The following is a 23,768-nucleotide window of genomic DNA, read 5'->3' on the forward strand; positions in this document are numbered from 1 at the left end:
AGGCCTCGTAATTATCCAGGAAAATTACTATGATTGGACGATCTCAGTAGGTTTTTACGATAATGAATGGTCTGAAACTCCACGACTTACGGTGCTTTGACGCCGTGGCAAGCGAGGGCAGCTTCCAGGCGGCCGCCCTTGCCTTGAACCGATCGCATCCATCCGTCTTCGCCGCTGTCGCACGCCTCGAGCAGTTGCTCGGGCTCACACTTCTCGACCGCAGCGGATATCGGGTGGGGCTGACGGAGGCGGGCCGCGAGTTTCACGCGCGAGCGCAGCTGACATTGCGCGAGCTCGACCATCTGCGAACCTATGCGGGCCAGTTGGCGAGCGGCGAGGAGACGGTCCTAAGTGTCGTCATGGGTGATCTCTGCCCGCGACCGCAAATCCTGCGTATGCTCAGCGGCTTCTTTGCCGAACGCACCGGGACACGCCTGCACCTGGAGTACGAGGCGGTCGGCGGTCCGCTCGAACGGTTGATGGAAGGCTCGGCTGACCTCATCTTCCATCGCGCGGATCCTTCCGATCCGCATCTCGAGCGGATCGATCTCTGCGCGGTGCCCCTCGTGCCGGTGGTGGCGCCTGGGTTCCTTCCGTTCGCGCCTGGCCGCGAGATTGCGCCGGAGCAGATGCGGCCCTTCACCCAGTGCGTGATCCGCGACACGGCGCGGCGGCCATCGCCGGAGAGCTATTTCCTCATCGACGGTGCGCATCAGTGCTCGGCGCCGGATCATCTGATGAAGAAGGAACTGATCCTTCACGGACTGGCCTGGGGCCATCTGCCGGCATGGCTGATCGAGGACGAACTGCGGGATAGGAGGCTGATCTCGATCGCTGGTGCACATCTGCCCGGCCGGACGGAGATCCTGGCGGCGGTGCGCCGGCGCGACCGACCGCATGGACCCGTCGCCGAGGCGTTGTGGCTTCATCTCCAGGCGCAAGTGGCATCCGACGAGGCGCTTTAGCCGGCATAGGATCGGCCCGCGCTGAGCCTGCGCGCGGCTCCTGTTGTGCCAGTCGCTTTGGCTTGCCGGGCGCAGGCGATTGCCGCAAAGGTTAAGCGTTGATCCTCCCTGCCCGGCCTGACATTTGAACGTTCCCGCAAGATCAGACGAAAGCGCAACGCCGCCCGCGGCGATGCTGTTCATGCTGTCCACCTATGTCTTTTTCACCTTTCTCGACACATCGAGCAAATATCTGGTGCTGGCCGGCGTCTCGGCGCTGATCGTCGCCTGGGCCCGCTTCACCGTCCATGTCCTGCTTGTCGGCGTCTTCCTGCGCGGCTGGCGCGAGCCGTCGCGCTTCCGCGCCAACAATTTGCCGGCCCACATCCTGCGCGGCGGTCTGCTGTTCGGCTCGACGATGTGCAACGTCATGGCGCTCAAAACGCTTCAACTGGCCGAGACCACCTCGATCTACTTCTTCGGGCCGATGGTGATCACCGCCCTTGCCGGACCGCTGCTTGGTGAATGGGCCGGCTGGCGGCGCTGGCTGGCAATCCTGTCGGGCTTTGTCGGCGTGCTCGTCATTACAAGGCCGGGCATCGGCGTGTTCGGCATCGGCCATCTTTTCGCGCTCGGCTCGATGCTGTCGAACAGTTTTTACGTCATCATGACGCGGCGGATGTCAGCCAGCGAAACCTCGGAAAGCCTGATCCTGTTTTCGGCGCTGGCGCCGGCCGTGCTGCTTCTGCCGATGCTGCCGTTCTCGCATGGGCTGCCGCAGGATGGCTGGCACTGGTTCATACTGGTGATGCTGGGCGTGTTCGGCGCCGGCGGCCACTGGCTGCTGGTGCAGGCCTACCGCCTGGCGACCACCACGGCGCTGGCGCCGTACCCCTATTCGCAGATGGTCTGGATGATCCTGTCCGGCTGGATCATCTTCCACCAGTTCCCCGACCGCTGGACGCTGGTGGGTGCTGCCATCATCGTCGCCAGCGGCCTTTACATCATCCATCGCGAGCACCGTTTGCGGCTGCGCAATCGCACGACCGTCGATGCCGAGGCGGAGGCGCTGGCGAAAAAACTTTGATTTGCTCCGAATCCGATGGCATAACGCCGCATTTAAAAAATTTTAAAAAAACTCGGGGAGCGAAGGGCTGGCACAAAAGATCAAGCTTTCGACGATCGCGGATGCGCTTGGCGTGTCCACGGCCACTGTCTCCCTCGCCTTGCGCGACAGCCCGCTGGTCGCCGGCGCCACGCGTGACCGCATCAAGGAACATGCGCGGGCCATCGGGTATATCTACAACCGCCGCGCCGCCTCACTGCGCACCTCGCGCTCGGGCATTGTCGGTGTCGTCGTGCACGACATCATGAACCCGTTCTTCGCCGAGATCCTGCGCTCGATCGAAAGCGAACTCGATCGCAGCCGGCAGACCTTCATCCTGTCCAACCATTATGACCAGTTGGAAAAGCAACGCACCTTCATCGATACGCTGCTGCAGCTTGGCGCCGACGGCGTCATCATGTCGCCGGCCATCGGCACGCCGGCTTCCGACATCGTCATGGCCGAAGAAAACGGCCTGCCGGCGGTGCTGATCGCACGCAGCGTGGAAGGCGCCGACGTGCCGGTGTTTCGTGGTGACGATGCCTATGGCACGGCACTTGCCACCAATCATCTGATCTCGCTCGGGCACAAGCGCATCGCCATGATCGGCGGCACCGACCAGACCTCGACAGGGCGCGACCGCTACCAGGGCTATCTCAACGCCATGGAGGCCGCCGGGCTTGAGGTCAGGCCGTCCTGGCGCATCGCCGGGCCGCGCACCAAGCAGGGCGGATTCGAGGCGGCTGGACAGTTTTTGGCGCTTAAAGACAAGCCAACCGCCGCTTGCTGCTGGAATGATCTGGTCGCCATCGGCCTGATGAACGGCATTGCCCGCGCCGGCCTGGTGCCGGGCGCCGACATCTCGGTCACCGGCTATGACGATCTCGAGGAGGCGGCAATCGCGACACCGGCGCTCACCACGGTCTGGAATGGCCAGCGAGAGGTCGGCCGCCGTGCCGCCAGCGCGCTGCTCGACAAGCTGAACGGACAGGCGGTACGGCCGTCACAGGAACTGATCAAGCCGGAACTGCATGTGCGCCAGTCGACCGGCAAGCCGGTGGAGCGTGCATGACCAAGACTGATGCGTTGCAGACCGTCGCCGTTCTGGTGCCGGGACATTTCAACGACCATGCGGTCGAGCGCATCGACCGCACCTTCAAGCGGGTCAAGATAGAGCGCGCCGATCCCGCCCTGGTCACCGAGGAGATGCGCCATGACGTGCGCGCCATTGCGTCCTTTGCCGGCGTCAATGCGGCATTGATGGATGCATTGCCCAACCTCGAACTCATCGCCTCCTTCGGCGTCGGCTATGATTCGGTCGATGCCGGCCATGCGGCCAAGAAAAACATCATGGTCACCAACACCCCCGATGTTTTGACCGAGGAGGTCGCCGACACCACGATCGGCCTTTTGCTCAACACCGTGCGTGAACTTTACAAGGCCGAGAAATGGCTGCGCGACGGCAGTTGGGTGAAGAAGGGCAACTATCCCCTGAGCCGGCTGACCTTGCGCGGTCGGCATGTCGGCATTTTCGGCATGGGCCGCATCGGCCTTGCCATTGCGCGCCGGCTGGAAGCGTTCGGGCTGCCGGTGGCCTACCACAACAGGCGCAAGGTCGAAGGTCTGGCTTATGAATACCACCCGACGCTGAAGGGCCTTGCCGAAGCGGTCGATACGCTGATTTCCGTGGTGCCGGGCGGCGCTTCCACGGAGAAGGCGGTCAATGCCGAAATCCTGGCGGCGCTTGGCGCCAACGGCGTTTTCGTCAACATCGGCCGTGGCAGCACGGTCGACGAGGCAGACCTCGCCGCAGCGCTTGCCAACGGCACCATCGCCGCGGCCGGGCTCGATGTTTTCGCCGATGAACCGAATGTGCCCAAGGCTTTGCTTGAGGCGCCCAACACCTCGCTTTTGCCCCATGTCGGTTCGGCCTCGCACCACACGCGCCGCGCCATGGCGGATCTGTGCGTCGACAATCTGGTATCCTGGTTCAGCGAGCGCCGGCCACTGACCCCGGTGCCGGAGACGGCGCAAGTCAAGCCACGAAGCTGAGCGGCTCTCTGCCACACTCGTTAACGTCGACTTAACGCTTTGAAATCATTCTGCATCTGCGCCGGGGGGCGCGGAGTGCAAGATGAGGAAACTTCCGGCATTGATTGCGGCAGCGGCACTTTTCGCCGGCTTTCAGCTGTTTCACGGCGGCAGCAGTGAAAGTCCGGCCAATGAAGCAAGGCCGGCGACCACCTTCAGGCTGGTCGCCAATGGCGACGAAGGCGACTGCGCGGTTAGCCGCGGCGCCGCGATTGACGATGGCCTCTCGCTGTTGACGGTGGCGCCGAACTGCCGCGGGCTGCTGCCCGGCATCGAGCAGGCGAAATTCTGGCGCGAGGGCGAGGACGGCACGATCGCGTTCAGCGCCGACGGCACCGACCCGATCGTCACCTTCTCGGTTGCGGATGGCGACGGCTACGAATCCTACGCTCCGGCAACGCCGCTACTTTCGCTGGCGACAACCGGCGAACGGGATCAATCCGCCGGCAATTGATTGTCGGGATTTACTCGGCCGCCGCCCGCGCGCCGGCCTTCGCCGCCGCATGCAGGCGCACCGCATCGCCGAAGGCGCGGAAGATCTTGGCCGAGTTGCCGTCCGACTTGACCCAGTATTCGGGGTGCCATTGCACGCCGACGGCGAAGGCGCGGGCGTCCTTCACCGAAACCGCCTCCACCGTGCCGTCGCCGGCAACCGCCTCGAGCTGCAGCTTCGAGCCGAGCCGGTCGATGCCTTGGCGGTGCAGCGAGTTGACCTTGATGTCGCCGGCGCCAAATACACCGGCCAGGCAGCTGCCCGGCTTGATCGAAATGGTCTGGTGAATGGCGAAGCGTTCGTCTTGGTTGTCGCTCACCGGCGCGCGATGGTCGAGCGAGCCTTCGCGCTCCTGGATTTCGGTACCAAGCGTGCCGCCTAGCGCAACGTTCAACTCCTGGATGCCGCGGCAGATGGCAAGCAGCGGCACGCCGCGCTCGATCGCCTTGCGGATCAGCGGCAGCGTGGTGGAATCGCGAGCCGGGTCGTAGGGGCCGTTGGCTTCGCTGGCGTCGCCGCCATAGAGCGAGGGATGCACGTTGGACTTGGAGCCGGTGACCATGACACCGTCGACCGAAGACAACAGCTCGTCGAAATCGAGCCGGTCGCCGAAGGACGGCACCAAAAGCGGGAACACGCCGGCGCCGGAAAGTGCTGCCTCGATATATTGCTGCGGGACGGCATGCCAGGTGTAGTTGTCGAACTGACGGACGTCGGTCGATATGGCGACGAGCGGCTGATGCATTTGGGTCCGGATTCCCTTTGGCGTGAAGCGAATAACCTATTGTGCCTGCAAAATAGGCGATCCGGGGGCGCTTTTCCATGGCAAGTTTCACCTCCAGGCATGGGCCACGCCAACATCGTTAGACTATAGTTGCAGGCCGGGCGCGCGCCTCGCTGATTTGTCATTAGCGCCGCCTCAAATCCCGCCGCCATGCTGGACTCGACCCCTTGCCCGTGTATTGTTTCGGGCAAATCGATAGCGGGCGTGAGGAGATGTCCCTGATGTCGGTTTGTTGGTCCAAAAGGGAGGTTCTGCATGGATCGTCGTTCATTCATCCGCAAGGCCGGGGTCACCGGCGTGGGCGCTGCGGCGGCTGCCGCCACGCTAGCCGCACCGGCAATCGCCCAGTCCAATCCGAAAGTGACGTGGCGGTTGGCGTCATCCTTCCCCAAGTCACTCGATACGATCTATGGCGGCGCGGAAGTCTTCTCCAAGATGCTGTCGGAAGCGACGGACGGCAATTTCCAGGTCCAGGTCTTCGCCTCCGGCGAACTCGTGCCCGGCCTGCAGGCCGCCGACGCCACCACTGCCGGCACTGTCGAGGCCTGCCACACGGTGTCATACTATTACTGGGGCAAGGACCCGACATGGGCGCTCGGTGCGGCAGTGCCGTTCTCGCTCAACGCGCGCGGCATGAATGCCTGGCACTATCATGGCGGCGGCATCGACCTGTTCAACGAGTTTCTTGCCACGCAGGGTCTTTTCGGCCTGCCCGGCGGCAACACCGGCGTGCAGATGGGCGGCTGGTTCCGCAAGGAGATCAACACCGTCGCCGACCTGTCCGGCCTCAAGATGCGCATCGGCGGCTTTGCCGGCAAAGTGGTGCAGAAGCTCGGTGTCGTGCCGCAGCAGATCGCCGGTGGCGACATCTATCCGGCGCTGGAAAAAGGCACGATCGACGCCGCCGAATGGGTCGGCCCCTATGACGACGAGAAGCTCGGCTTCTACAAGGTCGCGCCCTACTACTACTATCCCGGCTGGTGGGAAGGCGGCCCGACCGTCCATCTCTTGTTCAACAAGGCCAAGTACGAGGAGCTGTCGCCCGCCTACAAGTCGCTTGTGCACACCGCCGCGCAGGCGGCGGATGCCAACATGCTGCAGAAATACGATTTTCTCAATCCTGCAGCGGTGAAGCGGCTGGTGGCCGGCGGCGCGAAATTGCGCCCGTTCAGCCAGGACATCATGGCCGCCTGTTTCGAGAAGGCCAATGAGGTCTACACCGAAATGGAAGCCACCAACGCACCGTTCAAGAAGATCTGGGACTCGATCAAGGGCTTCCGCAAGGAGCACTATCTGTGGGCGCAGGTGGCCGAGTACAATTACGACACCTTCATGATGGTCCAGCAGCGCAACGGCAAACTGTAGGCTGGGATCTGTCCCTTCTCCCCGTCACTATACGGGGAGAAGGTCCCGGCAGGTGGATGAGGGGCGGTGCAAACTTCGGCGATTGATCGCCTTGGGCTTGGTAGCCGCCCCGAAATTATAGCTTATCTTTCCAAGCGTTGACGCTGCACCTCACCTGCCTGCCGGCATCCTCTCCCCGTATAGTGACGGGGAGAGGGACGCGGTCATCGTCGTTTCGCCAATCGCCAACGTCGCAGGATTGAGGCTGCCCTTCATTCCCTGCCCGGCACCACCAACACCTTGACCTCGCCGGGGGCGGCCGGGTTGGAGATAACCGAGGGGGCTCCGTCCAGGCCGACCTGTCTGGAGATGAGCTTGTCGATCTCGATTGCCCCGGACGCGACAAGGTCCGCCGCCCGCCTGTGGGTGAAGGGGTTGATGAACGAGCCGAGAACCTTCAGTTCGCGAAACAGGATGTCGAACGGTTCGAAGGGCACTTTCACGCCTTGCGGCATCACGCCGACGATCACCACCGTGCCGCCGGACTTCGCCAGCCGCATCGATTGTTCGACGGTATCGGGGACACCGGCGCATTCGAGCACCACGTCGGCCCCGCCGGGCACAAGGCCGGTTGGGCCGGCGATCGCCTCGATCGGGTCGACCGCGTTTGGGTCGACCGTCGCCGTTGCACCGAGCTCTTCGGCGAGCGCACGGCGGGAGGCCTGCCGCGTCGACAGGATGATGGTCGCCGCTCCTGCGAGCCTCGCCAATTGCACGGTAAGCAGGCCGATGACGCCGCCACCAAGCACCACCACGGCAGCGCCGGGTCTGATTCCGGCGAGGTCGACAGCGTGCAGGCAGCAGGCCAGCGGCTCGCAGAAGGCGCCATGCGTTGGCTTGAGGTTCGCAGGCAGAAGAAAGGCCTGGCTCTGCGGCATCACGACGTAGTCGGCGAAGCCGCCGTCGCGATGGATGCCGATGGCCCTGAGATTGCTGCACAGATTGACGCGGCCGGCTCGGCAATGACTGCAGCGTCCGCAGAAGATGTTGGGATCGCCGGTAACACGGTCACCGATGGCGATGCCGGAAACCGCGTCGCCGACAGCCTCGACGATGCCGCAGAATTCGTGACCAAGCGTCACCGGCGGGCTCGAAGGGAATTCGCCGTGGAGGAGGTGACGGTCGGTGCCGCAAACGCCGCAGGCTTCGACGCGCACCAGAACGTCCTGCGGTCCCGCAACAGGCTTGTCGACCTCCCGTAGCGCAATGCTGCCCACGGCTTCCAGGCGCACGGCTCTCATAACATCCTCACTCAGGTTCTCAGTGTTCACACATCAGTTGAAGTTCGGCGGCTGTGACAGGTCGGTCGCCGGCGCCGCCGGCTTGGCGGGCGGCGTCTCGCCGAAATTCGGCGGCTGCGAGAGATCGTTCGACGGTGGCGCCGCAGGTGATGGGCCACCGTTGGCTGGTGGTGGTGTGCCGAGAGGCGCAAGGCCTGGCATATCAGGCAAGTTGATCTCGATCGTTCCCGGATCGACGGCCGCACCCTTGTAGCGCATGACCATTTGCGGGAAGGCGATGGTCAGCCCGATCATGATCACCTGGATGCAGACGAAGGGCACGGCGCCCCAATAGATCTGGCCGGTGGTCACCGGCGCGATCTGCTTGCCGGTGAGGCGATCGAGATAGGGCACGCGCGCGGCGACAGAGCGCAGGTAGAACAGCGCAAAGCCGAAAGGCGGGTGCATGAAGCTTGTCTGCATGTTGACGCCGAGCAGCACGCCGAACCAGATCAGGTCGATGCCGAGCTTATCGGCAGCCGGCGCCAAGAGCGGTACGATGATGAAGGCGAGCTCGAAGAAGTCGAGGAAGAAGGCGAGCACGAAGACCAGGATGTTGACGCCGATCAGGAAGCCGACTTCGCCGCCCGGCAGCGACGTCAACAAATGCTCGACCCAGACGTGGCCGTTGACGCCGTAGAAGGTCAGCGAGAACACCCGCGCGCCGATCAGGATGAACAGCACGAAGGAGGAAAGCCTGGTCGTCGACGCGAGCGCCTGTTTGATGACATCCAGCGACAACCGCCCCTTCATTGCCGCCATCGCCAGGGCGCCAACCGCGCCCATGGCGCCGCCCTCGGTCGGGGTGGCGATGCCGAGGAAGATGGTGCCCAGCACCAGGAAGATCAGCGCCAGAGGCGGGATCAAAACGATGATCACCTGCTGCGCCAGCCTGGACATCATGTTGATGTTCAGGCCCTTGTCGGCGATCGCCACGATATAGATCAGGATCACGCCGATGCTGGCGCCGAGGATATCGGCATTGTCGCCATGCGCCGGTGCAAGATAGCGATAGGCCGCATAGGAAGCCGCGACTGCCACCAGCAGTGCCGCGAGCAGCGACAGCACGCCGTGGCCAAGCGTGCGGGCCGCCAGCGGCAACGCCGGCATCGAGTTCGGCCGGACGATCGACATGATCAGGATGTAGAGCGTGTAAAGGCCGGTCAGCACAAGGCCGGGGATCAGCGCGCCGGCATACATGTCGCCGACCGAACGGCCGAGCTGGTCGGCCAGAACGATCAGCACCAGCGACGGCGGGATGATCTGCGCCAGCGTGCCGGATGCCGCGATGACGCCCGACGCCAGTCGTCGGTCATAGCCGTAGCGCAGCATGATCGGCAGCGAGATCAGGCCCATGGCGATGACCGAAGCCGCGACCACGCCCGTGGTCGCGGCAAGCAGCGCGCCGACGAAAATCACCGCATAGGCAAGGCCGCCGCGAACCGGGCCAAACAGCTGGCCGATCGTGTCGAGCAGGTCCTCGGCCATGCCCGATCGTTCCAGCACGATGCCCATGAAGGTGAAGAACGGGATTGCCAAGAGCGTGTCGTTCGACATCACCCGGCTGCCGTAGAAATTGTCGGGCAGCGCATGCAGCAGCGGCCACGCCAGGTTGATCGAGCCGCCCGAATAGGGCGACAGCACGACGCCGATGAAGAAGAACATCAGGCCGTTTGCGGCGAGTGAAAAAGCGACGGGATAGCCGATCAGCAGGAAGATGATCAGCGAAGCGAACATGATCGGCGCCATGTTCTGGGCGATGAACTCGATCATGGGCGCGCCTCCTGGGCGAGCGCCTTGGCTTCTTCGGCAAGGGCTTTCGCCTCGAGCTCGGCCTGTTCGTGCACCGAGATGAACGGATTGGGATCGTCCATGTCGCCGCGCATGATGGCGATCTTCTTGATGATCTCGGAGATGCCTTGCAGCGCCAGCAGAAAGAAGCCGACGAGCAGGATCGCCTTGGCCGGCCAGATGATCAGGCCGCCGGAATTGTTCGACATTTCGCCGCTGCGGAACGACAGCGACACGTAGGGGACAAAATAGATCACCATCAGCGTCACGAACGGCATCAGGAAGAAGACATGGCCGAGCAGGTCGATCCAGTGCTGCACGCGGCGCGACCACATGCCGTAGACGATGTCGATGCGGATATGGTCGTTCTGTTTCAGCGTATAGGCGGCGGCCAGCATGAAGGCGGCGCCGAACAGGTACCACTGCAGTTCCAGCCAGGCATTCGACGAGACGTCGAAGACCTTGCGGATGATGGCATTGGCGGCGCTGACCAGGATTGCCAGCAGGATCAGCCACGATATCCACCGGCCGATGAACTCGTTCATACGGTCGATCGTTCTGGATAGAGCGAGCAGCCCTGCCATGCATTTCCTCCCTGAGGTCGAAGGCGCGCCGGCTCCCCTATTTTCCGTCGCGCCGCTGTGGCCCAACGGTATGCCGTGCGTGGTTCGGCGGGTCAACATGGCATGGGCGCGATCCACGCCGTCGTGACGGGAGGCAGGGAATAAGTGCCGACCGGCTGCTGCGTCATGCAACCAAAGCTGACAGTGGATGCGGCGATCAGGCGATCTTCTGCTGGTCGCGGCCAGGACCGATCAGCACAAGTGCCGCGACCAGGAACAGATACATCCAGCCATCGCGCCATTCGATCGGGAAATAGCCCGCCCATAGTGATTCGGCCATGCCGAAGGCGGCCGCACCGAGCGCGGCCCGAGGCGGCGAGAGATAGCCGCCCACCGCCGTCACGAACAGGATTTTCAGCCCGTAGACGAGGCCTGAGCCGAAGCTGACATTGCCGTAGTAAAGGGCGGCCATGATTCCGGCCAGCGCGGCGCAGAAACCGCCAAACAGCACCGCATGCCGGAACACTGCGCGCACGTCCACGCCGCACATGGCAGCCGCTTTGGGATCGTCGGAGACGGCGCGCCAGCGGCGGCCGAAGCCCGAGCGGGCAAACGCCCATGCAGCGAGCATGATTGCCGCCAGAACCACCGCGCAATCGATGAGCTGGATCAGCGTCAGCGTCGCCTTGAAGCTGGCATCCTGAGCAAAAACGATGGGCTGCGCCAGCATCGGCGGCAGCCACCAATCATGCGTGTCGGCGGCGATACGGCTTGCTTCCGACAGCACGAGCAGGATGCCGAGCGTCGTCACCACAATGGCATTGGGCGTGCGGTCGGTCAGCGGTTCGAAGACGCTGCGCGACAGCACGTGGCCGATCAGCGCGGCATAAAAGAAAGCCGTGACGACGCCGAGCACCACTGCCGCCAGCAAGGTCAGCCACAATACCTGATAGCCGAAGGCCACGGTCAGGATCATCGTCTGGCCGCAAAAGGCGAACAGCGCGCCATAGGCGAGATTGGTCCGGTGCAGGATGCCGTTGGTCAGCACGTAGCCGAAGGCAAGCAGCGCATAGAGCGCCCCCGAATGCAGCCCGTTCAGCACCTGCTGGAAGAAATAGAGCATAGACAGCTTTCCGGGCGCCGGAGCCCGCGCCAAGGTTTGCATCGTAAATCTAACTTGTCAAACGCGATTTATCGGTTAGATTTCCGGCATGACGGTATCCTGGACCCCGCATCGCTTCACCGGGGGCATTCTTGCGCTCGATACGGCCAACACCGTGGTGTTGCGCAACGATCCGGAAAAGACCTTCGACCGTTTTGACGATCCGGCCGAGATCGCGCGCTTCGCCGATGCCGCAAGCGGCTTTCGCGGCGCCGAGCTTGGCGGCAGACCGCTAGAGGCGACCTCGCCGGACAGCATCGCGCCGGTGGTGCTGGCGATCCGCGAGACGACCGACCGCCTGTTTCGCGGCGCGGTGTCGAAAGGTGCGCTTGCCGCCGGCGACCTCGCCGCTTTTCTCAAGGCCTGCGCCAACGGCCTCGATCGGAGCCCTGCCGAAATCGGCGCACCGGGTAGACCGTTCGGCGATCCATCGACGCCGATCGCGTTCGAGGCGGCGCTGGCGGTTTCGGCCTTGTCGCTGCTGCGTGACGACACGGTCGCCAGGCTCAGGATCTGTCCCAATTGCAGCTGGCTGTTTCTCGACAGGAGCCGCAATTCCAGCCGCCTTTGGTGCGATATGGCTGTGTGCGGCAACCGCCAGAAAGCAAGCCGTCACTATCGCCGCCGCACGGCGGCACATAAGGTCAACAATGCCTAGGGTTGTTTTTCGTTCGATCCTTGTCGGTGCTGCGCTCATTGCAGCCGTTGCGCTTGGCGCCTGCCGCGACACCGGCGGCGACGGCAAGCTGTTCGAGGTTTCCGGCAAGGTCGTCGTCTTCAACTACCGTCTCGCCCGGGCGACCTATGTCGTGACGCTGCGGCCCCTGCAGCCGATGGGCGAAGGCCAGGTTGCGGTCGCCAGTTTCCAGAATCCGGCCGGCGGCCCTCCCCTGGTAGTCGAGCAGAAGGTCTGGCCGAAGCTCGACAAGGTCAGCCTGGAGAGCCCGGCGCTCACCTGCATCGTCAAGGACAAACCCTATGCGATCTCCATCAGCATCAGGGGTCCTGACGGCACGTTCCTGCAGAAGATCGACACGACGCTGATGTCGAGCGAGGACCAGTCGATCCTTCCCGACCGGCCGCTGGTGGTCGACCAGCTCTATACGGCCAATCCCGATCTTGCCGGCCATCCCGACGGCAAGCTGCCGGGTGAGCCGAAGCCGGATTGCTCGAAAGGCTGACGCGTCTTTGCCGGGCGCGACTGCGTGGAAATTTTCGGTCGCCGGACAACCGCCGCGGACCGATTTCGTGCCGGATACGCGACGGCAGCGGATCGTTCGTTGCGCTTTGCCTGGCACTTTCGATTTCGTTTGACCTGCCTTGCAAGCGGAGAAAGACTGCGCCATCTCACTCCTACGTTGGCTGCGCGCCCCCGGTGCTGTCTCCGCAGAGGAAATGCCTGATGACGCTGCACGACGTCGCGCTCGACGACAAGTTCGATCTTGGCAAGGAGCGCATCTTCCTGTCCGGCGCACAGGCGGTCATCCGCATGCTTTTGATGCAGCGCGAGCGCGACCGCCGGGCCGGCCTCAACACGGCCGGCTTCGTGTCCGGTTATCGCGGCTCGCCGCTCGGCGGCCTCGATATGCAGCTGTGGCGGGCGAAAAAGCAGCTGGCGCAGGCCGACATCGTCTTCCAGCCCGGCCTCAACGAGGAGCTTGCCGCCACCGCCTGCTGGGGCTCTCAGCAGACGGAATTGCTGGGCGAAGGCAAGCATGACGGGGTGTTTTCGGTCTGGTACGGCAAGGGACCGGGCGTCGACCGCTCCGGCGACGTTTTCCGCCACGCCAACCTCGCGGGATCGTCGAAGCATGGCGGCGTGCTTGCGCTGATGGGCGACGACCATATGGCCGAATCATCGACCAATGCGCACGCCACCGAATTCCTGTTCGTCGACACCATGGTGCCGATCCTCAATCCGGCCGGCGTTCAGGAGATCATCGACTACGGCCTCTACGGCTTTGCCATGTCGCGCTTCGCCGGCACCTGGGCGGCTATCAAATGCGTCAAGGACAACATCGAATCGACGGCCTCGGTCGATGCCGCGCTCGAGCGCCTGAACATCGTCGTGCCGGAGTTCGATATGCCACCCGGCGGCCTCAACATCCGCAACGAGATCGACATGCTCGGCCAGGAGGAGCGGCTGCATGAATACAAGCGCGCCGCTGCGTCCGCCTTCATCCATGCCAACCGCCTGAACCGCATCGTCTATTCGGGCGGCCGCGCGCCGAAGCTCGGTATCATCACGCTCGGCAAGAGCTATCTCGATGTCCGCCAGGCGCTGGAAGACATCGGCATCGACGAGGCCGCCGCCAACCGCATCGGCATCCGCCTGTTCAAGGTCGGCTGCCCCTGGCCGCTCGACCTGCAGCATATCGCCGAATTCGCCCGCGGCCTCGACACCATTGTCGTCGTCGAGGAGAAGCGCTCGCTGATCGAGGTGCAGCTGCGCGAAAACCTCTACGGCACCGCCACCCAGCCGGCGATCGTCGGCAAGAAGGACGAGCGCGGCGACTGGCTGTTCCCGGCCAAGGGCGCGCTTGACCCCAACGAGATCGCCATTGCGCTGGGCGAGCGCATCCTGCGCACAATCGGCCCTTCGGAAGAGATCACTGGCAAGGTGGCAAAGCTGCGCCAGTTCCAGGCGATGCTTGCCGACACCAGCGATATCGGTTCGCGCACGCCGTTCTTCTGCTCCGGCTGCCCGCACAATTCCTCGACCAAGGTGCCGGACGGCTCGATCGCCGCCGCCGGTATCGGCTGCCATTTCATGGCGCTGTGGATGGACCGCAACACGGTCGGCTTCACCGCCATGGGGGGCGAGGGCGCACAATGGGTCGGCCAGGCGCCATTCTCCAAGCGCGGCCACATTTTCCAGAATCTCGGCGACGGGACCTACAATCACTCCGGCACGCTGGCGATCCGCTTCGCGCTGTCGACCGATGCCAACATCACCTACAAGATCCTCTACAACGACGCCGTCGCCATGACCGGCGGCCAGCCGCATGAAGGCGGCCTGACTGTCGACATGATCGCCAGGCAGGTGCGCGCCGAAGGCGTCGAGCGCATCGCCATCGTCACCGACGAGCCGGACAAATATGCGGGGAAGGCCGAATTCCCCTCTGGCGCCACCATCCACCACCGCGACGACCTCGACCTCGTCCAACGCGAACTGCGCGACGTCAAGGGCGTCTCGGTGCTGCTCTACGACCAGACCTGCGCCGCCGAAAAGCGCCGCCGCCGCAAGCGTGGCACCTTCCCGGATCCCGACAAGCGGGTCTTCATCAACGAACTGGTCTGCGAGGGCTGCGGCGATTGCGGCGTGCAATCGAACTGCGTCTCGATCCAGCCGGTCGAGACCGAGTTCGGCCGCAAGCGCAGAATAGACCAGTCGAGCTGCAACAAGGATTTCTCCTGCGTCAACGGCTTCTGCCCGTCCTTCGTCACTGTGCACGGCGCCAAAATCAGGAAGGCCGAAGGCATTGCCGGCCGCTCCGACCCGCTTGACGGCGTGCCGGTGCCGACCGAATTCCCGCTCGGTAGCGAGGGTTGGGCGGCGATCATCGACGGCGTCGGCGGCACCGGCGTCGTCACCATAGGTGCTGTGCTCGGCATGGCCGCCCATCTCGAGGACAAGGGCTGCGGCATGATCGACATGGCCGGTCTCGCCCAGAAGGGCGGCTCGGTGTTCACCCATGTCCGCATCGCCCGCACCCCGGACGACATCCACGCGATCCGCGTTTCGGCCGGCAAGGCGGACCTGGTGCTCGGCTGCGACCTCGTCGTCTCGGGCGCCAAGAAGGTGCTGGCCGCAGTGCGCGAGGGCCATACCATCTTCGTCGCCAACACCGCCGAGATCATGCCCGGCGAATTCGCCCGCTCGGCCGATTTCTCGCTGCCGATCGAGCGGCTGAAGAAGGCGATCCGCGCTGCCGCTGGCGACGACAAGACGCATTTCTTCGACGCCACGCGCACCGCCACCCAATTGTTCGGCAATTCGCTCGGCGCCAACATGTTCATGCTCGGCTTCGCCTTCCAGCATGGCGGCCTGCCGCTGTCGGCGCAAGCTGTTGAAAGAGCGATTGAATTGAACGGCGAGGCGGTGGCGATGAACATCGCGGCGTTCCGCTGGGGCCGGCGCGCCGCGCATCAGCCGGAGTTTGTGCGCGGCCTCATCGCGCAACCGGGCAAGGCCACTGAGATCGCCGAGACGCTGGACGATATCATCGCCCGCCGCGTCGCTTTCCTCTCTGCCTATCAGAACGCTGCCTATGGCAAGCGCTACGCCGAGAAGCTGGCGGTTTTGCGTGCTGCCGAGGCCAAGGCCGTGCGTGGCTCGACCGCGGTGACCGAGGCCGCGGCCAGAAACCTGTTCAAGCTGATGGCGATCAAGGACGAATATGAGGTGGCGCGGCTCTACACCGACGGCTCCTTCGCTATGGAGCTGTCAAAACAGTTCCAGAGCTACGACAAACTCGAATTTCATCTGGCGCCACCGATCATGGGCAGGCGCGGCAATGACGGCAAGCCGCGGAAATCGAGCTTCGGCCCGTGGATGATGAAGGGATTTCGCCTGCTGGCGGCGCTGAAAGGCCTGCGCGGCACGGCCTTCGACGTGTTCGGCTACAGCACTGAGCGGCGCATCGAGCGGCAGCTTCTGGCCCGCTATGAGGCCGATCTGGAGCTTGTCGCCAAGGCACTTGCGCCAGGCAGGATCGAGGCCGCCATCGCCCTTGCCTCGGTGCCGGCGCTCATTCGCGGCTACGGCCATGTGAGGCAGGCCAGCGCCGAAAAGGCGGCGGATGAACGAAATCGCCTTCTTGAACGATTCAAGTTGCCGGTGCAGCCAAGCGCATTACAAGCCGCTGAGTAGCCAAAAGGGCCGGAAAAACAGGCCCTTCAGCGCGAGCTAAAGGTTTTTTAATGGGACTATGCCAAGGCTGTGGTTCAGTTGGGCGCCAGTAATGGGCAGAACAAAGACCGATAACATCCCTGTGGATGTTTATATCCAGTTTGTGCGCTCGTTGTTCGACAACGCGCATATGCTGGTCATTGGCGCGCTTTGCCACGCAACCGCCAGCCTTATGGTCTATTGGCGCAACGGCCAGCCTGTCTTCCTGGTTCTTGCCGGAGCACTGCTTGGCATCGGCGTTTGGCGGTATTTCAGCTTGCGGCGGTTCCATCGCCTGGGTGGTTCCATCCACGATGCCTTGGATGCGACACGATGGGAGCGCGAATATATCCTGAACGGCAGCATCCAGGGGCTGATGCTGGGCCTGTTCTGCTTCATTTCGATCTATGTCTACTCGGATGCGTATGCCGAGATCGCAGCGCTCGCCATAACGCTTGGCTCTCTGGTCACGGTCGTAGGCCGAAACTACGGCTCGCCCCGCATGGTCACGATCTTCGCGGTAACCTTCGTCGGGCCGATCGCAGCAGCCCTTATCCTCAGGTTTGACATCCCCAGTGTCGTGCTTGGGCTGCTCATCATCCCGTTCATGTTCATCATCAAGGGCAGTGCCGACCATGTGCGCAACGTGCTGTTCTCGGCCGTGGTCGGGCATAAGCAGGCGAGGCAAATCGCGCAGCGCTTCAACCGCGCACTCAACACCATGTCGCATGGCCTGGTCATGCTCGGACCCGACGGCAAGGTCGTGGTCGGCAATGCCGAAGCAGCGCATCTGATGTCGCTGCGCTCGCCCGACCAGCTGCTCGGGCGGTCGATCCATTCGCTGCTCCTGCGCGGCGTTGCGGGCGGCATGCTGGCGCCGAAAGACTGCCGCTATGTCGAAGCGCAGCTGACGCGCGCGTTGCGCGAAGGCCGTGACCGCAAGGTGCTGGTCTCCTTCTCCAATGGCCAGCACTACGAGTTCTCGGCCCGCGAGGGCAATCAGGACCTCGGCGTCATCACCTTCGAGGACGTCACCGCCCGCGTCGAGTCCGAAGAAAAGATCCGCTTCATGGCGCGCTATGACAGCCTCACCGGCCTGCCGAACCGCGCCTATTTCCATGAGCTCGTCGGCGAGGCCATGGCGTCGGGCAGCCGCGACCGGCTGTGCGCCCTGGCGGTGCTCGATCTCGACGATTTCAAGAGCGTCAACGACACACTTGGCCATCCGGTCGGCGATGGGCTGATCTATGCCGTTGCCGAGCGACTGGCGGCCGTCGCCGGGCAAGGCGTCAATGTCAGCCGCTTCGGCGGCGACGAGTTCATGATCTTCTTCGACCGCGTCGAGGATGAAAGCCATCTGACCGGCCTGCTCGACCAGATCTTTGCCGATCTGCAGGGCGAAGTCGATGTCGCTGGTCACAGCCTGCGCATCCAGGCAAGCGCGGGCACCGTGCTGTCCAGGGTCGAGGACACCGATGTCGACGCCATGATCGTCAAGGCGGATCTGGCGCTCTACAAGGCCAAGGAACTCGGCAAGAACAACTGGCGACTGTTCGAGGCGGCGATGGATGCGGCGTTCCGCAACCGCCAGATGATGAAGGCCGACCTGCGCACGGCGGTCGAAGGCAAGGCGCTGCGGGTGGTCTATCAGCCCATCGTGGCGATGAACACCATGCGCATCGCCAGCTGCGAGGCGCTGTGCCGCTGGGATCATCCCGACCTCGGGCCGGTTTCGCCCAGCGTCTTCATTCCGCTGGCCGAAGAAATGGGCATCATTTCCGAGATCAGCACCTTCGTGCTCGCGGCTGCCTGCGCCGAATGCGCCAAATGGCCCGCACAGACCAGCGTCTCGGTCAACCTTTCGGCCAAGGATTTCCGCAGCCGCGACGTCGTCCAGAAGGTTCGCGACGCGCTTGCCACTTCGGGGCTCGCCGCCGGCCGCCTCGAGATCGAAGTCACCGAAACCGCGCTGCTCGACGACAAATCGCTGACGCGCCAGTATATCGAGGAACTGAAGCAGCTTGGCGTGCGCATCGCGCTCGACGATTTCGGCACCGGCTATTCAAGCCTGAGCTACCTCCACACGCTGCCGCTCGACAAGATCAAGATCGACCGTTCGTTCCTGATGGACGTGACCCAGAACAAGCGTTCGCTCGACTTGTTGAAGGGCATCGTCGACCTGACCCGCGTGCTCGGGCTGACCGTCACCATCGAAGGTGTGGAAACGTTCGAACAGCTGAAGATCCTGGTGCATTCGGTGAAACCCGACCTCGTCCAGGGCTTCCTCTTCGGCGCAGCTCTCAGCGCGTCCGGCATCGAAACGATGTCCAATGTGACCTGGCCCTTCGCCGCGGAATTGCGGCCCGTCGCCAAACTCGCGACCACATGAAGCCCAACCTTTAAATCGCGCTTGGAAGCCGTCAAAAAAGCTGTGAATTGCCAAAACGTTAACCTATTGTTAACGTTAATATTCGGTAAACACAGACGATTAGAGTTTCATCTTCTTGTTCATTCGGTCGTCCGGTATGGTTTAGTTGCGACGGCACGAGGGTAACAATGGAAACTCAGCTAGCAGGTATGCCTCTGGTGGCTTCTAGGGCCACCGCTCAGTCTCCTTCGGTGTTTTCTCGTCATATCATGGACGTCCTGGAGCACGTCGAGTATCGCCTTTGCGACGGTGCCGAGGATTTGGAAGCCATCTATCGACTTCGCTACAAATCCTACCTTCATGCTGGCATGGTGAAGCCCGATGCCTCGCGTATGGTAAAGGACGACTTCGACGATCTGCGCAATTCCTACCGATTTGGCGTGTTCTTCGATGGTGTTCTGGTCAGCACCATCAGAATCCACTACGCCTGCGCGAAATACCCTGTTTCCCCCAGCACCGCCGTGTTCGGCGACACGCTTGCGCGGCGGCTGGCAGTTGGCGAGACGTTCGTCGATCCAAGCCGTTTCGCTGCCGATATCGAGTGGTCGACCAGCCTGCGCGTGCTGCCCTACGTGACGCTCAGGCTTGCGGTCGTAGCTTGCAGCCACTTCAAACCGACATATTGCCTGACGGCGGTCAAGGAAGAGCATGCCGGCTTCTATCATCGCATCTTCCGTTCCGAGCAGGCGGTGCCCCCGCGCATCTATCCCGGTCTCACCGTTCCCGTGCATCTGTTCCAGTCGAAGTGCTCCGAAAACATGCAGGCGACGCTGGATCGCTTCCCGTTCTTCAACTCCACGGCGTTCGAGCAGCGCATGCTCTTCCAACGCCCCAAGAGCGGCGAACTCGCACCGCTAACCATCCTGCCCACCGCCAAGTTTTTCCGCGAAGCCGCCTGACACCACTGAAGCCTGCGTAATTTGGCACGCGAACTCTGGAGCTTTCCCGCCGCTTCCGCGTTCTGGATGACGCCGACGCGGCCATAGAAAGGAACCGACATGCATATTCCCGAGCTAGCACTGACCCCGCTGATCTCGCTGATTGCCGGCGTGCTGATCCTGGTGATGCCGCGGCTGCTCAACTACATCGTCGCGCTCTATCTGATCGTCATTGGGCTGCTCGGGCTGTTTCCGCATCTGGCCGGTTGAAACGCAAAACCCTCAACGTTCGACGTTAGGCCGGCGACAAGCCCTACCGCCGGCTTTCAACATTCCTTTGAGGCTGTTGTCACTGGTCGTGCGGCAATAGCGCCATTGCTCTTGGCCCGGCTTTTCGCTATGTGCCTCAAAGATGTCTTCGAAGGGGTATTCCTATGGCTGATCACACGCCGACCGGTCCTGTCGAACTGGGCGCGAAGATGGACTATGCCGAACATGACCGCACCTATCATGGCTTTCTGGCGCTGGCCAAATACGGCTCGCTGTTCTGCGGCGCCCTGCTCCTGGCCATGGCTTTCGGCTTCTTCGCAGGCGGCTTCTTCTCCGCGACCATCCTGTTCGTGCTGATCCTCGCCCTCGGCGCCTTCATTCTCCGATAGTCTCTTCAGACCCTTGCCAAGGGCGTAGCCGGACATCCGGCCGCACTCTTTCGCAAAGCCGCACTCTTGCGCAAACAGGTTCCAGCCGAAAGGATCATGCGGTGGGACAGACGGTTTTCATCCCTCGCGAGCTCGATGCCAGCGAGCCTCGTGTCGCGGCCTCGCCCGATACCGTGAAGCGGCTGGCGGCGCTGGGCTTCGACGTCACCGTCGAGACGGGCGCCGGCACCAGGTCGCGCATCCCCGATGAGGAGTTCGCCAAGGCGGGTGCCGCGATCGGCAAGGCTTCGGATGCGAGCCGGGCGGATATGGTGCTGAAGGTGCGCCGGCCGACCGACGCCGAGCTGAAGGGCTACAAATCGGGTGCGGCGGTCATCGCCATCATGGATCCCTACGGCAATGATGCCGCGGTCGCGGCGCTTGCCGAGGCTGGGGTCACCGCCTTCTCGATGGAATTCATGCCGCGCATCACCCGCGCCCAGTCGATGGACGTGCTGTCGTCGCAGGCCAATCTCGCCGGCTACCAGGCCGTGATCGACGGCGCATCGGAGTATGACCGCGCGCTGCCGATGATGATGACGGCGGCCGGCACGGTGCCGGCGGCGAAGATCTTCATTATGGGCGTCGGCGTTGCCGGCCTGCAGGCGATCGCCACGGCGCGCCGTCTCGGCGCCGTCGTCACCGCCACCGACGTTCGTCCCGCCGCCAAGGAACAGGTGGCGTCGCTCGGCGCAAAGTTCCTCGCCGTCGAGGACGAGGAGTTCAAGGCGGCCGAGACCGCCGGCGGCTACGCCAAGGAAATGTCGAAGGAGTACCAGGCCAAGCAGGCAGCGCTCACCGCTGAGCACATAGCCAAGCAGGACATCGTCATCACCACGGCGCTGATCCCCGGCCGTCCGGCGCCGAAGCTGGTGTCGGCGGCGATGGTCGCCTCGATGAAGCCGGGCTCGGTGATCGTCGACCTCGCCGTCGAGCGCGGCGGCAATGTCGAAGGCGCAGTTGCAGGCCAGGTGGTGACCACGGCCAATGGCGTGAAAATCGTCGGCCACCTCAACGTGCCCGGCCGCGTCGCCGCATCGGCCTCGCTGCTCTACGCCAGGAACCTGTTCGCCTTCCTCGAGACGCTGGTCGACAAGACCAGCAAGACGCTCGCCATCAACCGCGAAGACGATCTGGTCAAGGCGACGATGCTGACCGACGCTGGCCGCGTGGTGCATCCGGCCTTCGCCAAGGCGGCGGAACAGCCCCATGTCGAACCGGCGGCCATTCCGGCGGAGACCATGGTGGCTGATGCCACGCCGAAGAAGGCTGCACCGAAAAAGGCGTCCGACAAAGCCACTGCCGGCAAGTCCGCCGCCAAGCCGAAGGGGATCGCGTGATGGATCAGACCTTGCAGAAAGCCCTCGATCAGCTCGACCAGGCAAGTGCCGCCGTCCGGCTGGCTGTGCAGAACCTGGCCAACGCGCCCGGTGGCGCCGATGCGGCGGGCGATGCCGCGCACGCACTGTCCGGCGGCGCTATCGATCCCTTCGTCTTCCGCTTCGCCATCTTCGTACTTGCGATATTCGTCGGATACTACGTCGTCTGGTCGGTGACGCCGGCGCTGCACACGCCGCTGATGGCGGTCACCAACGCCATCTCCTCGGTCATCGTCGTCGGCGCGCTGCTGGCCGTCGGCATCTCGGCCTCCGGCATTGCCACCGGCTTCGGCTTCGTCGCGCTGATGCTGGTCTCGGTCAACATCTTTGGCGGCTTCCTGGTCACCCAGCGCATGCTGGCCATGTACAAGAAGAAGGACCGGTAGAGAGCCATGAACGCCAACTTCGCGTCCTTCCTCTACCTGGTCTCCGGCGTCCTGTTCATCATGGCGCTGCGCGGCCTGTCGCATCCGACCACCAGCCGCCAAGGCAATCTCTACGGCATGATCGGCATGGGCATTGCCATTGCCACCACGCTGGCGCTGGCGACTCCGTCCGCCGGGCGCTTCGGCCTGATCGTGCTTGGTCTGGCCATCGGCGGCGGCGTCGGCGCCGTTACAGCGCGCCGCATCGCCATGACTTCGATGCCGCAGCTGGTCGCCGCCTTCCACTCGCTGGTCGGCCTTGCCGCCGTCATGGTAGCGGCAGCCGCCATCTACGCGCCGGAAAGTTTCGGCATCGGCACGAATGGCGACATCCACGCCCAGGCGTTGATCGAGATGAGCCTTGGCGTTGCCATCGGCGCCATCACCTTCACCGGCTCCGTCATCGCCTTCCTCAAGCTCGATGGCCGCATGTCGGGCAAGCCGATCATGATCGGCGGCCGTCACATCATCAACGCGGTCCTCGGCATCGCGCTGATCGTGCTGATCGTGCTTCTGGTCACCACCGAGGCCAAGCTGGTGTTCTGGCTGATCGTCGCGGCTTCGCTGGCGCTCGGCGTCCTCTTGATCATCCCGATCGGCGGCGCCGACATGCCGGTCGTCGTCTCGATGCTGAATTCCTATTCCGGCTGGGCCGCCGCGGCACTCGGCTTCACGCTTGGCAATCTGGCGTTGATCATCACCGGCGCGCTGGTCGGCTCGTCCGGCGCCATCCTGTCCTACATCATGTGCAAGGGCATGAACCGGTCGTTCATCTCGGTCATCCTCGGCGGCTTCGGCGGCGAGACCGCGGCGGTTGCCGATGACGGCATCGAACGCACGGTCAAGCAGGGCTCGGCCGACGACGCTGCCTATCTGATGATGAACGCACAGAAGGTCATCATCGTGCCGGGCTACGGCATGGCGGTCGCCCAGGCCCAGCACGCGCTGCGCGAAATGGCCGACAAGCTCAAGGCCAATGGCGTGGATGTCAAATACGCCATCCACCCCGTGGCCGGCCGCATGCCCGGCCACATGAACGTGCTGCTCGCCGAAGCCAATGTTCCCTATGACGAAGTGTTCGAACTGGAAGACATCAACTCCGAGTTCGCGCAGGCCGATGTCGCCTATGTCATCGGCGCCAACGACGTCACCAATCCGTCCGCCCGCGACGACAAGTCGTCGCCGATCTACGGCATGCCGATCCTCGACGTCGACAAGGCCCGCACCTGCCTGTTCGTCAAGCGCTCGCTCGGCTCCGGCTATGCCGGCATCGACAACACGCTGTTCTACAAGGACGGCACCATGATGCTGCTCGGCGACGCCAAGAAGATGACCGAGGAAATCGTCAAGGCGATGGATCACTGATCCCGCCGCAACCTTCCACTGGAAGGTTTGGTCCATCATCGGAAACAAAAAAGCCCGGTTCGACCGGGCTTTTCTATGTTGAAGACC

General features: G+C 63.4%; 21 protein-coding genes. 16 read left to right on the top strand and 5 right to left on the bottom strand.

Annotated elements, in window-relative coordinates; translation table 11 throughout:
* Window positions 1-62 precede the first annotated feature (62 nt).
* From NKJ76_RS17685 to NKJ76_RS17705, 5 genes are all read left to right on the top strand, one after another.
* Window positions 63-965, top strand: coding sequence for a LysR family transcriptional regulator (locus tag NKJ76_RS17685; protein WP_352537991.1), 903 nt, complete (start codon window positions 63-65; stop codon window positions 963-965).
* 181 nt (window positions 966-1,146) lie between these two features.
* Window positions 1,147-2,031, top strand: a complete 885-nt coding sequence (locus NKJ76_RS17690; RefSeq protein ID WP_032886143.1) for a DMT family transporter — start codon at window positions 1,147-1,149, stop codon at window positions 2,029-2,031.
* Between the two features lie 67 nt (window positions 2,032-2,098).
* Complete coding sequence (locus NKJ76_RS17695) at window positions 2,099-3,121, top strand: LacI family DNA-binding transcriptional regulator (protein WP_023671355.1); 1,023 nt, start codon at window positions 2,099-2,101, stop codon at window positions 3,119-3,121.
* Complete coding sequence (locus NKJ76_RS17700) at window positions 3,118-4,101, top strand: 2-hydroxyacid dehydrogenase (RefSeq protein WP_352537992.1); 984 nt, start codon at window positions 3,118-3,120, stop codon at window positions 4,099-4,101. Before NKJ76_RS17695 ends, NKJ76_RS17700 begins: the two co-directional genes overlap by 4 nt.
* An 82-nt stretch (window positions 4,102-4,183) precedes the next feature.
* The gene (locus NKJ76_RS17705) at window positions 4,184-4,594 is read left to right on the top strand and encodes a hypothetical protein (RefSeq protein ID WP_352537993.1); all 411 of its coding nucleotides are present in this window, start codon (window positions 4,184-4,186) and stop codon (window positions 4,592-4,594) included.
* Window positions 4,595-4,604: 10 nt separating this feature from the next.
* Here NKJ76_RS17705 and NKJ76_RS17710 read toward each other — a convergent pair whose 3' ends face one another.
* Window positions 4,605-5,378: a gamma-glutamyl-gamma-aminobutyrate hydrolase family protein gene (locus tag NKJ76_RS17710; protein WP_352537994.1), complete on the bottom strand. Its 774-nt coding sequence runs from the start codon at window positions 5,376-5,378 to the stop codon at window positions 4,605-4,607.
* Window positions 5,379-5,672: 294 nt separating this feature from the next.
* Between NKJ76_RS17710 and NKJ76_RS17715 the strand changes: the two genes are divergently transcribed.
* A complete protein-coding gene (locus NKJ76_RS17715) occupies window positions 5,673-6,782 on the top strand; it encodes a TRAP transporter substrate-binding protein (protein WP_023671351.1) in 1,110 nt (369 codons plus the stop codon).
* 251 nt (window positions 6,783-7,033) lie between these two features.
* Here the strand turns inward: NKJ76_RS17715 and NKJ76_RS17720 are convergent, their stop codons facing one another.
* The 4 genes from NKJ76_RS17720 to NKJ76_RS17735 form a co-directional block, all read right to left on the bottom strand.
* Entirely contained in the window at window positions 7,034-8,062 is a 1,029-nt protein-coding gene (locus tag NKJ76_RS17720; protein ID WP_023822070.1) for a zinc-dependent alcohol dehydrogenase family protein, read from the bottom strand.
* 33 nt (window positions 8,063-8,095) lie between these two features.
* Window positions 8,096-9,874 carry a TRAP transporter large permease gene (locus NKJ76_RS17725; protein WP_023683516.1) on the bottom strand — a complete coding sequence of 593 codons (1,779 nt, stop codon included), beginning with the start codon at window positions 9,872-9,874 and terminating at the stop codon, window positions 8,096-8,098.
* A complete protein-coding gene (locus NKJ76_RS17730) occupies window positions 9,871-10,476 on the bottom strand; it encodes a TRAP transporter small permease subunit (protein WP_023683517.1) in 606 nt (201 codons plus the stop codon). Before NKJ76_RS17730 ends, NKJ76_RS17725 begins: the two co-directional genes overlap by 4 nt.
* A gap of 196 nt (window positions 10,477-10,672) precedes the next feature.
* Complete coding sequence (locus tag NKJ76_RS17735; RefSeq protein ID WP_352537995.1) at window positions 10,673-11,578, bottom strand: branched-chain amino acid ABC transporter permease; 906 nt, start codon at window positions 11,576-11,578, stop codon at window positions 10,673-10,675.
* 88 nt (window positions 11,579-11,666) lie between these two features.
* Here NKJ76_RS17735 and NKJ76_RS17740 point away from each other — a divergent pair, with 88 nt between their 5' ends.
* The 10 genes from NKJ76_RS17740 to NKJ76_RS17785 all read left to right on the top strand — a co-directional run bounded on the left by NKJ76_RS17740 (window position 11,667) and on the right by NKJ76_RS17785 (window position 23,681).
* Window positions 11,667-12,275 carry a CGNR zinc finger domain-containing protein gene (locus NKJ76_RS17740; RefSeq protein ID WP_352537996.1) on the top strand — a complete coding sequence of 203 codons (609 nt, stop codon included), beginning with the start codon at window positions 11,667-11,669 and terminating at the stop codon, window positions 12,273-12,275.
* The gene (locus NKJ76_RS17745) at window positions 12,268-12,798 is read left to right on the top strand and encodes a hypothetical protein (RefSeq protein ID WP_023729725.1); all 531 of its coding nucleotides are present in this window, start codon (window positions 12,268-12,270) and stop codon (window positions 12,796-12,798) included. Before NKJ76_RS17740 ends, NKJ76_RS17745 begins: the two co-directional genes overlap by 8 nt.
* Window positions 12,799-13,019: 221 nt before the next feature.
* A complete protein-coding gene (locus NKJ76_RS17750; protein ID WP_352537997.1) occupies window positions 13,020-16,490 on the top strand; it encodes an indolepyruvate ferredoxin oxidoreductase family protein in 3,471 nt (1,156 codons plus the stop codon).
* Window positions 16,491-16,581: 91 nt separating this feature from the next.
* Window positions 16,582-18,897 carry a putative bifunctional diguanylate cyclase/phosphodiesterase gene (locus NKJ76_RS17755; protein ID WP_352537998.1) on the top strand — a complete coding sequence of 772 codons (2,316 nt, stop codon included), beginning with the start codon at window positions 16,582-16,584 and terminating at the stop codon, window positions 18,895-18,897.
* A 167-nt stretch (window positions 18,898-19,064) separates the two neighbouring features.
* Complete coding sequence (locus NKJ76_RS17760) at window positions 19,065-19,835, top strand: N-acyl amino acid synthase FeeM domain-containing protein (protein ID WP_023683521.1); 771 nt, start codon at window positions 19,065-19,067, stop codon at window positions 19,833-19,835.
* 99 nt (window positions 19,836-19,934) lie between these two features.
* Window positions 19,935-20,084 carry a DUF3096 domain-containing protein gene (locus NKJ76_RS17765; protein ID WP_023671341.1) on the top strand — a complete coding sequence of 50 codons (150 nt, stop codon included), beginning with the start codon at window positions 19,935-19,937 and terminating at the stop codon, window positions 20,082-20,084.
* Between the two features lie 164 nt (window positions 20,085-20,248).
* On the top strand, window positions 20,249-20,473 hold the full coding sequence (locus tag NKJ76_RS17770; RefSeq protein WP_023671340.1) for an aa3-type cytochrome c oxidase subunit IV: 225 nt from the start codon (window positions 20,249-20,251) through the stop codon (window positions 20,471-20,473).
* 101 nt (window positions 20,474-20,574) lie between these two features.
* Window positions 20,575-21,852, top strand: coding sequence for a Re/Si-specific NAD(P)(+) transhydrogenase subunit alpha (locus tag NKJ76_RS17775; protein WP_352537999.1), 1,278 nt, complete (start codon window positions 20,575-20,577; stop codon window positions 21,850-21,852).
* A complete protein-coding gene (locus NKJ76_RS17780; RefSeq protein ID WP_032885960.1) occupies window positions 21,852-22,277 on the top strand; it encodes a proton-translocating transhydrogenase family protein in 426 nt (141 codons plus the stop codon). Before NKJ76_RS17775 ends, NKJ76_RS17780 begins: the two co-directional genes overlap by 1 nt.
* A 6-nt stretch (window positions 22,278-22,283) precedes the next feature.
* On the top strand, window positions 22,284-23,681 hold the full coding sequence (locus NKJ76_RS17785) for an NAD(P)(+) transhydrogenase (Re/Si-specific) subunit beta (RefSeq protein ID WP_023671337.1): 1,398 nt from the start codon (window positions 22,284-22,286) through the stop codon (window positions 23,679-23,681).
* Window positions 23,682-23,768 lie beyond the last annotated feature (87 nt).

It is taken from the genome of Mesorhizobium sp. M0029 (genome assembly GCF_040323735.1).
Lineage (GTDB): Bacteria > Pseudomonadota > Alphaproteobacteria > Rhizobiales > Rhizobiaceae > Mesorhizobium.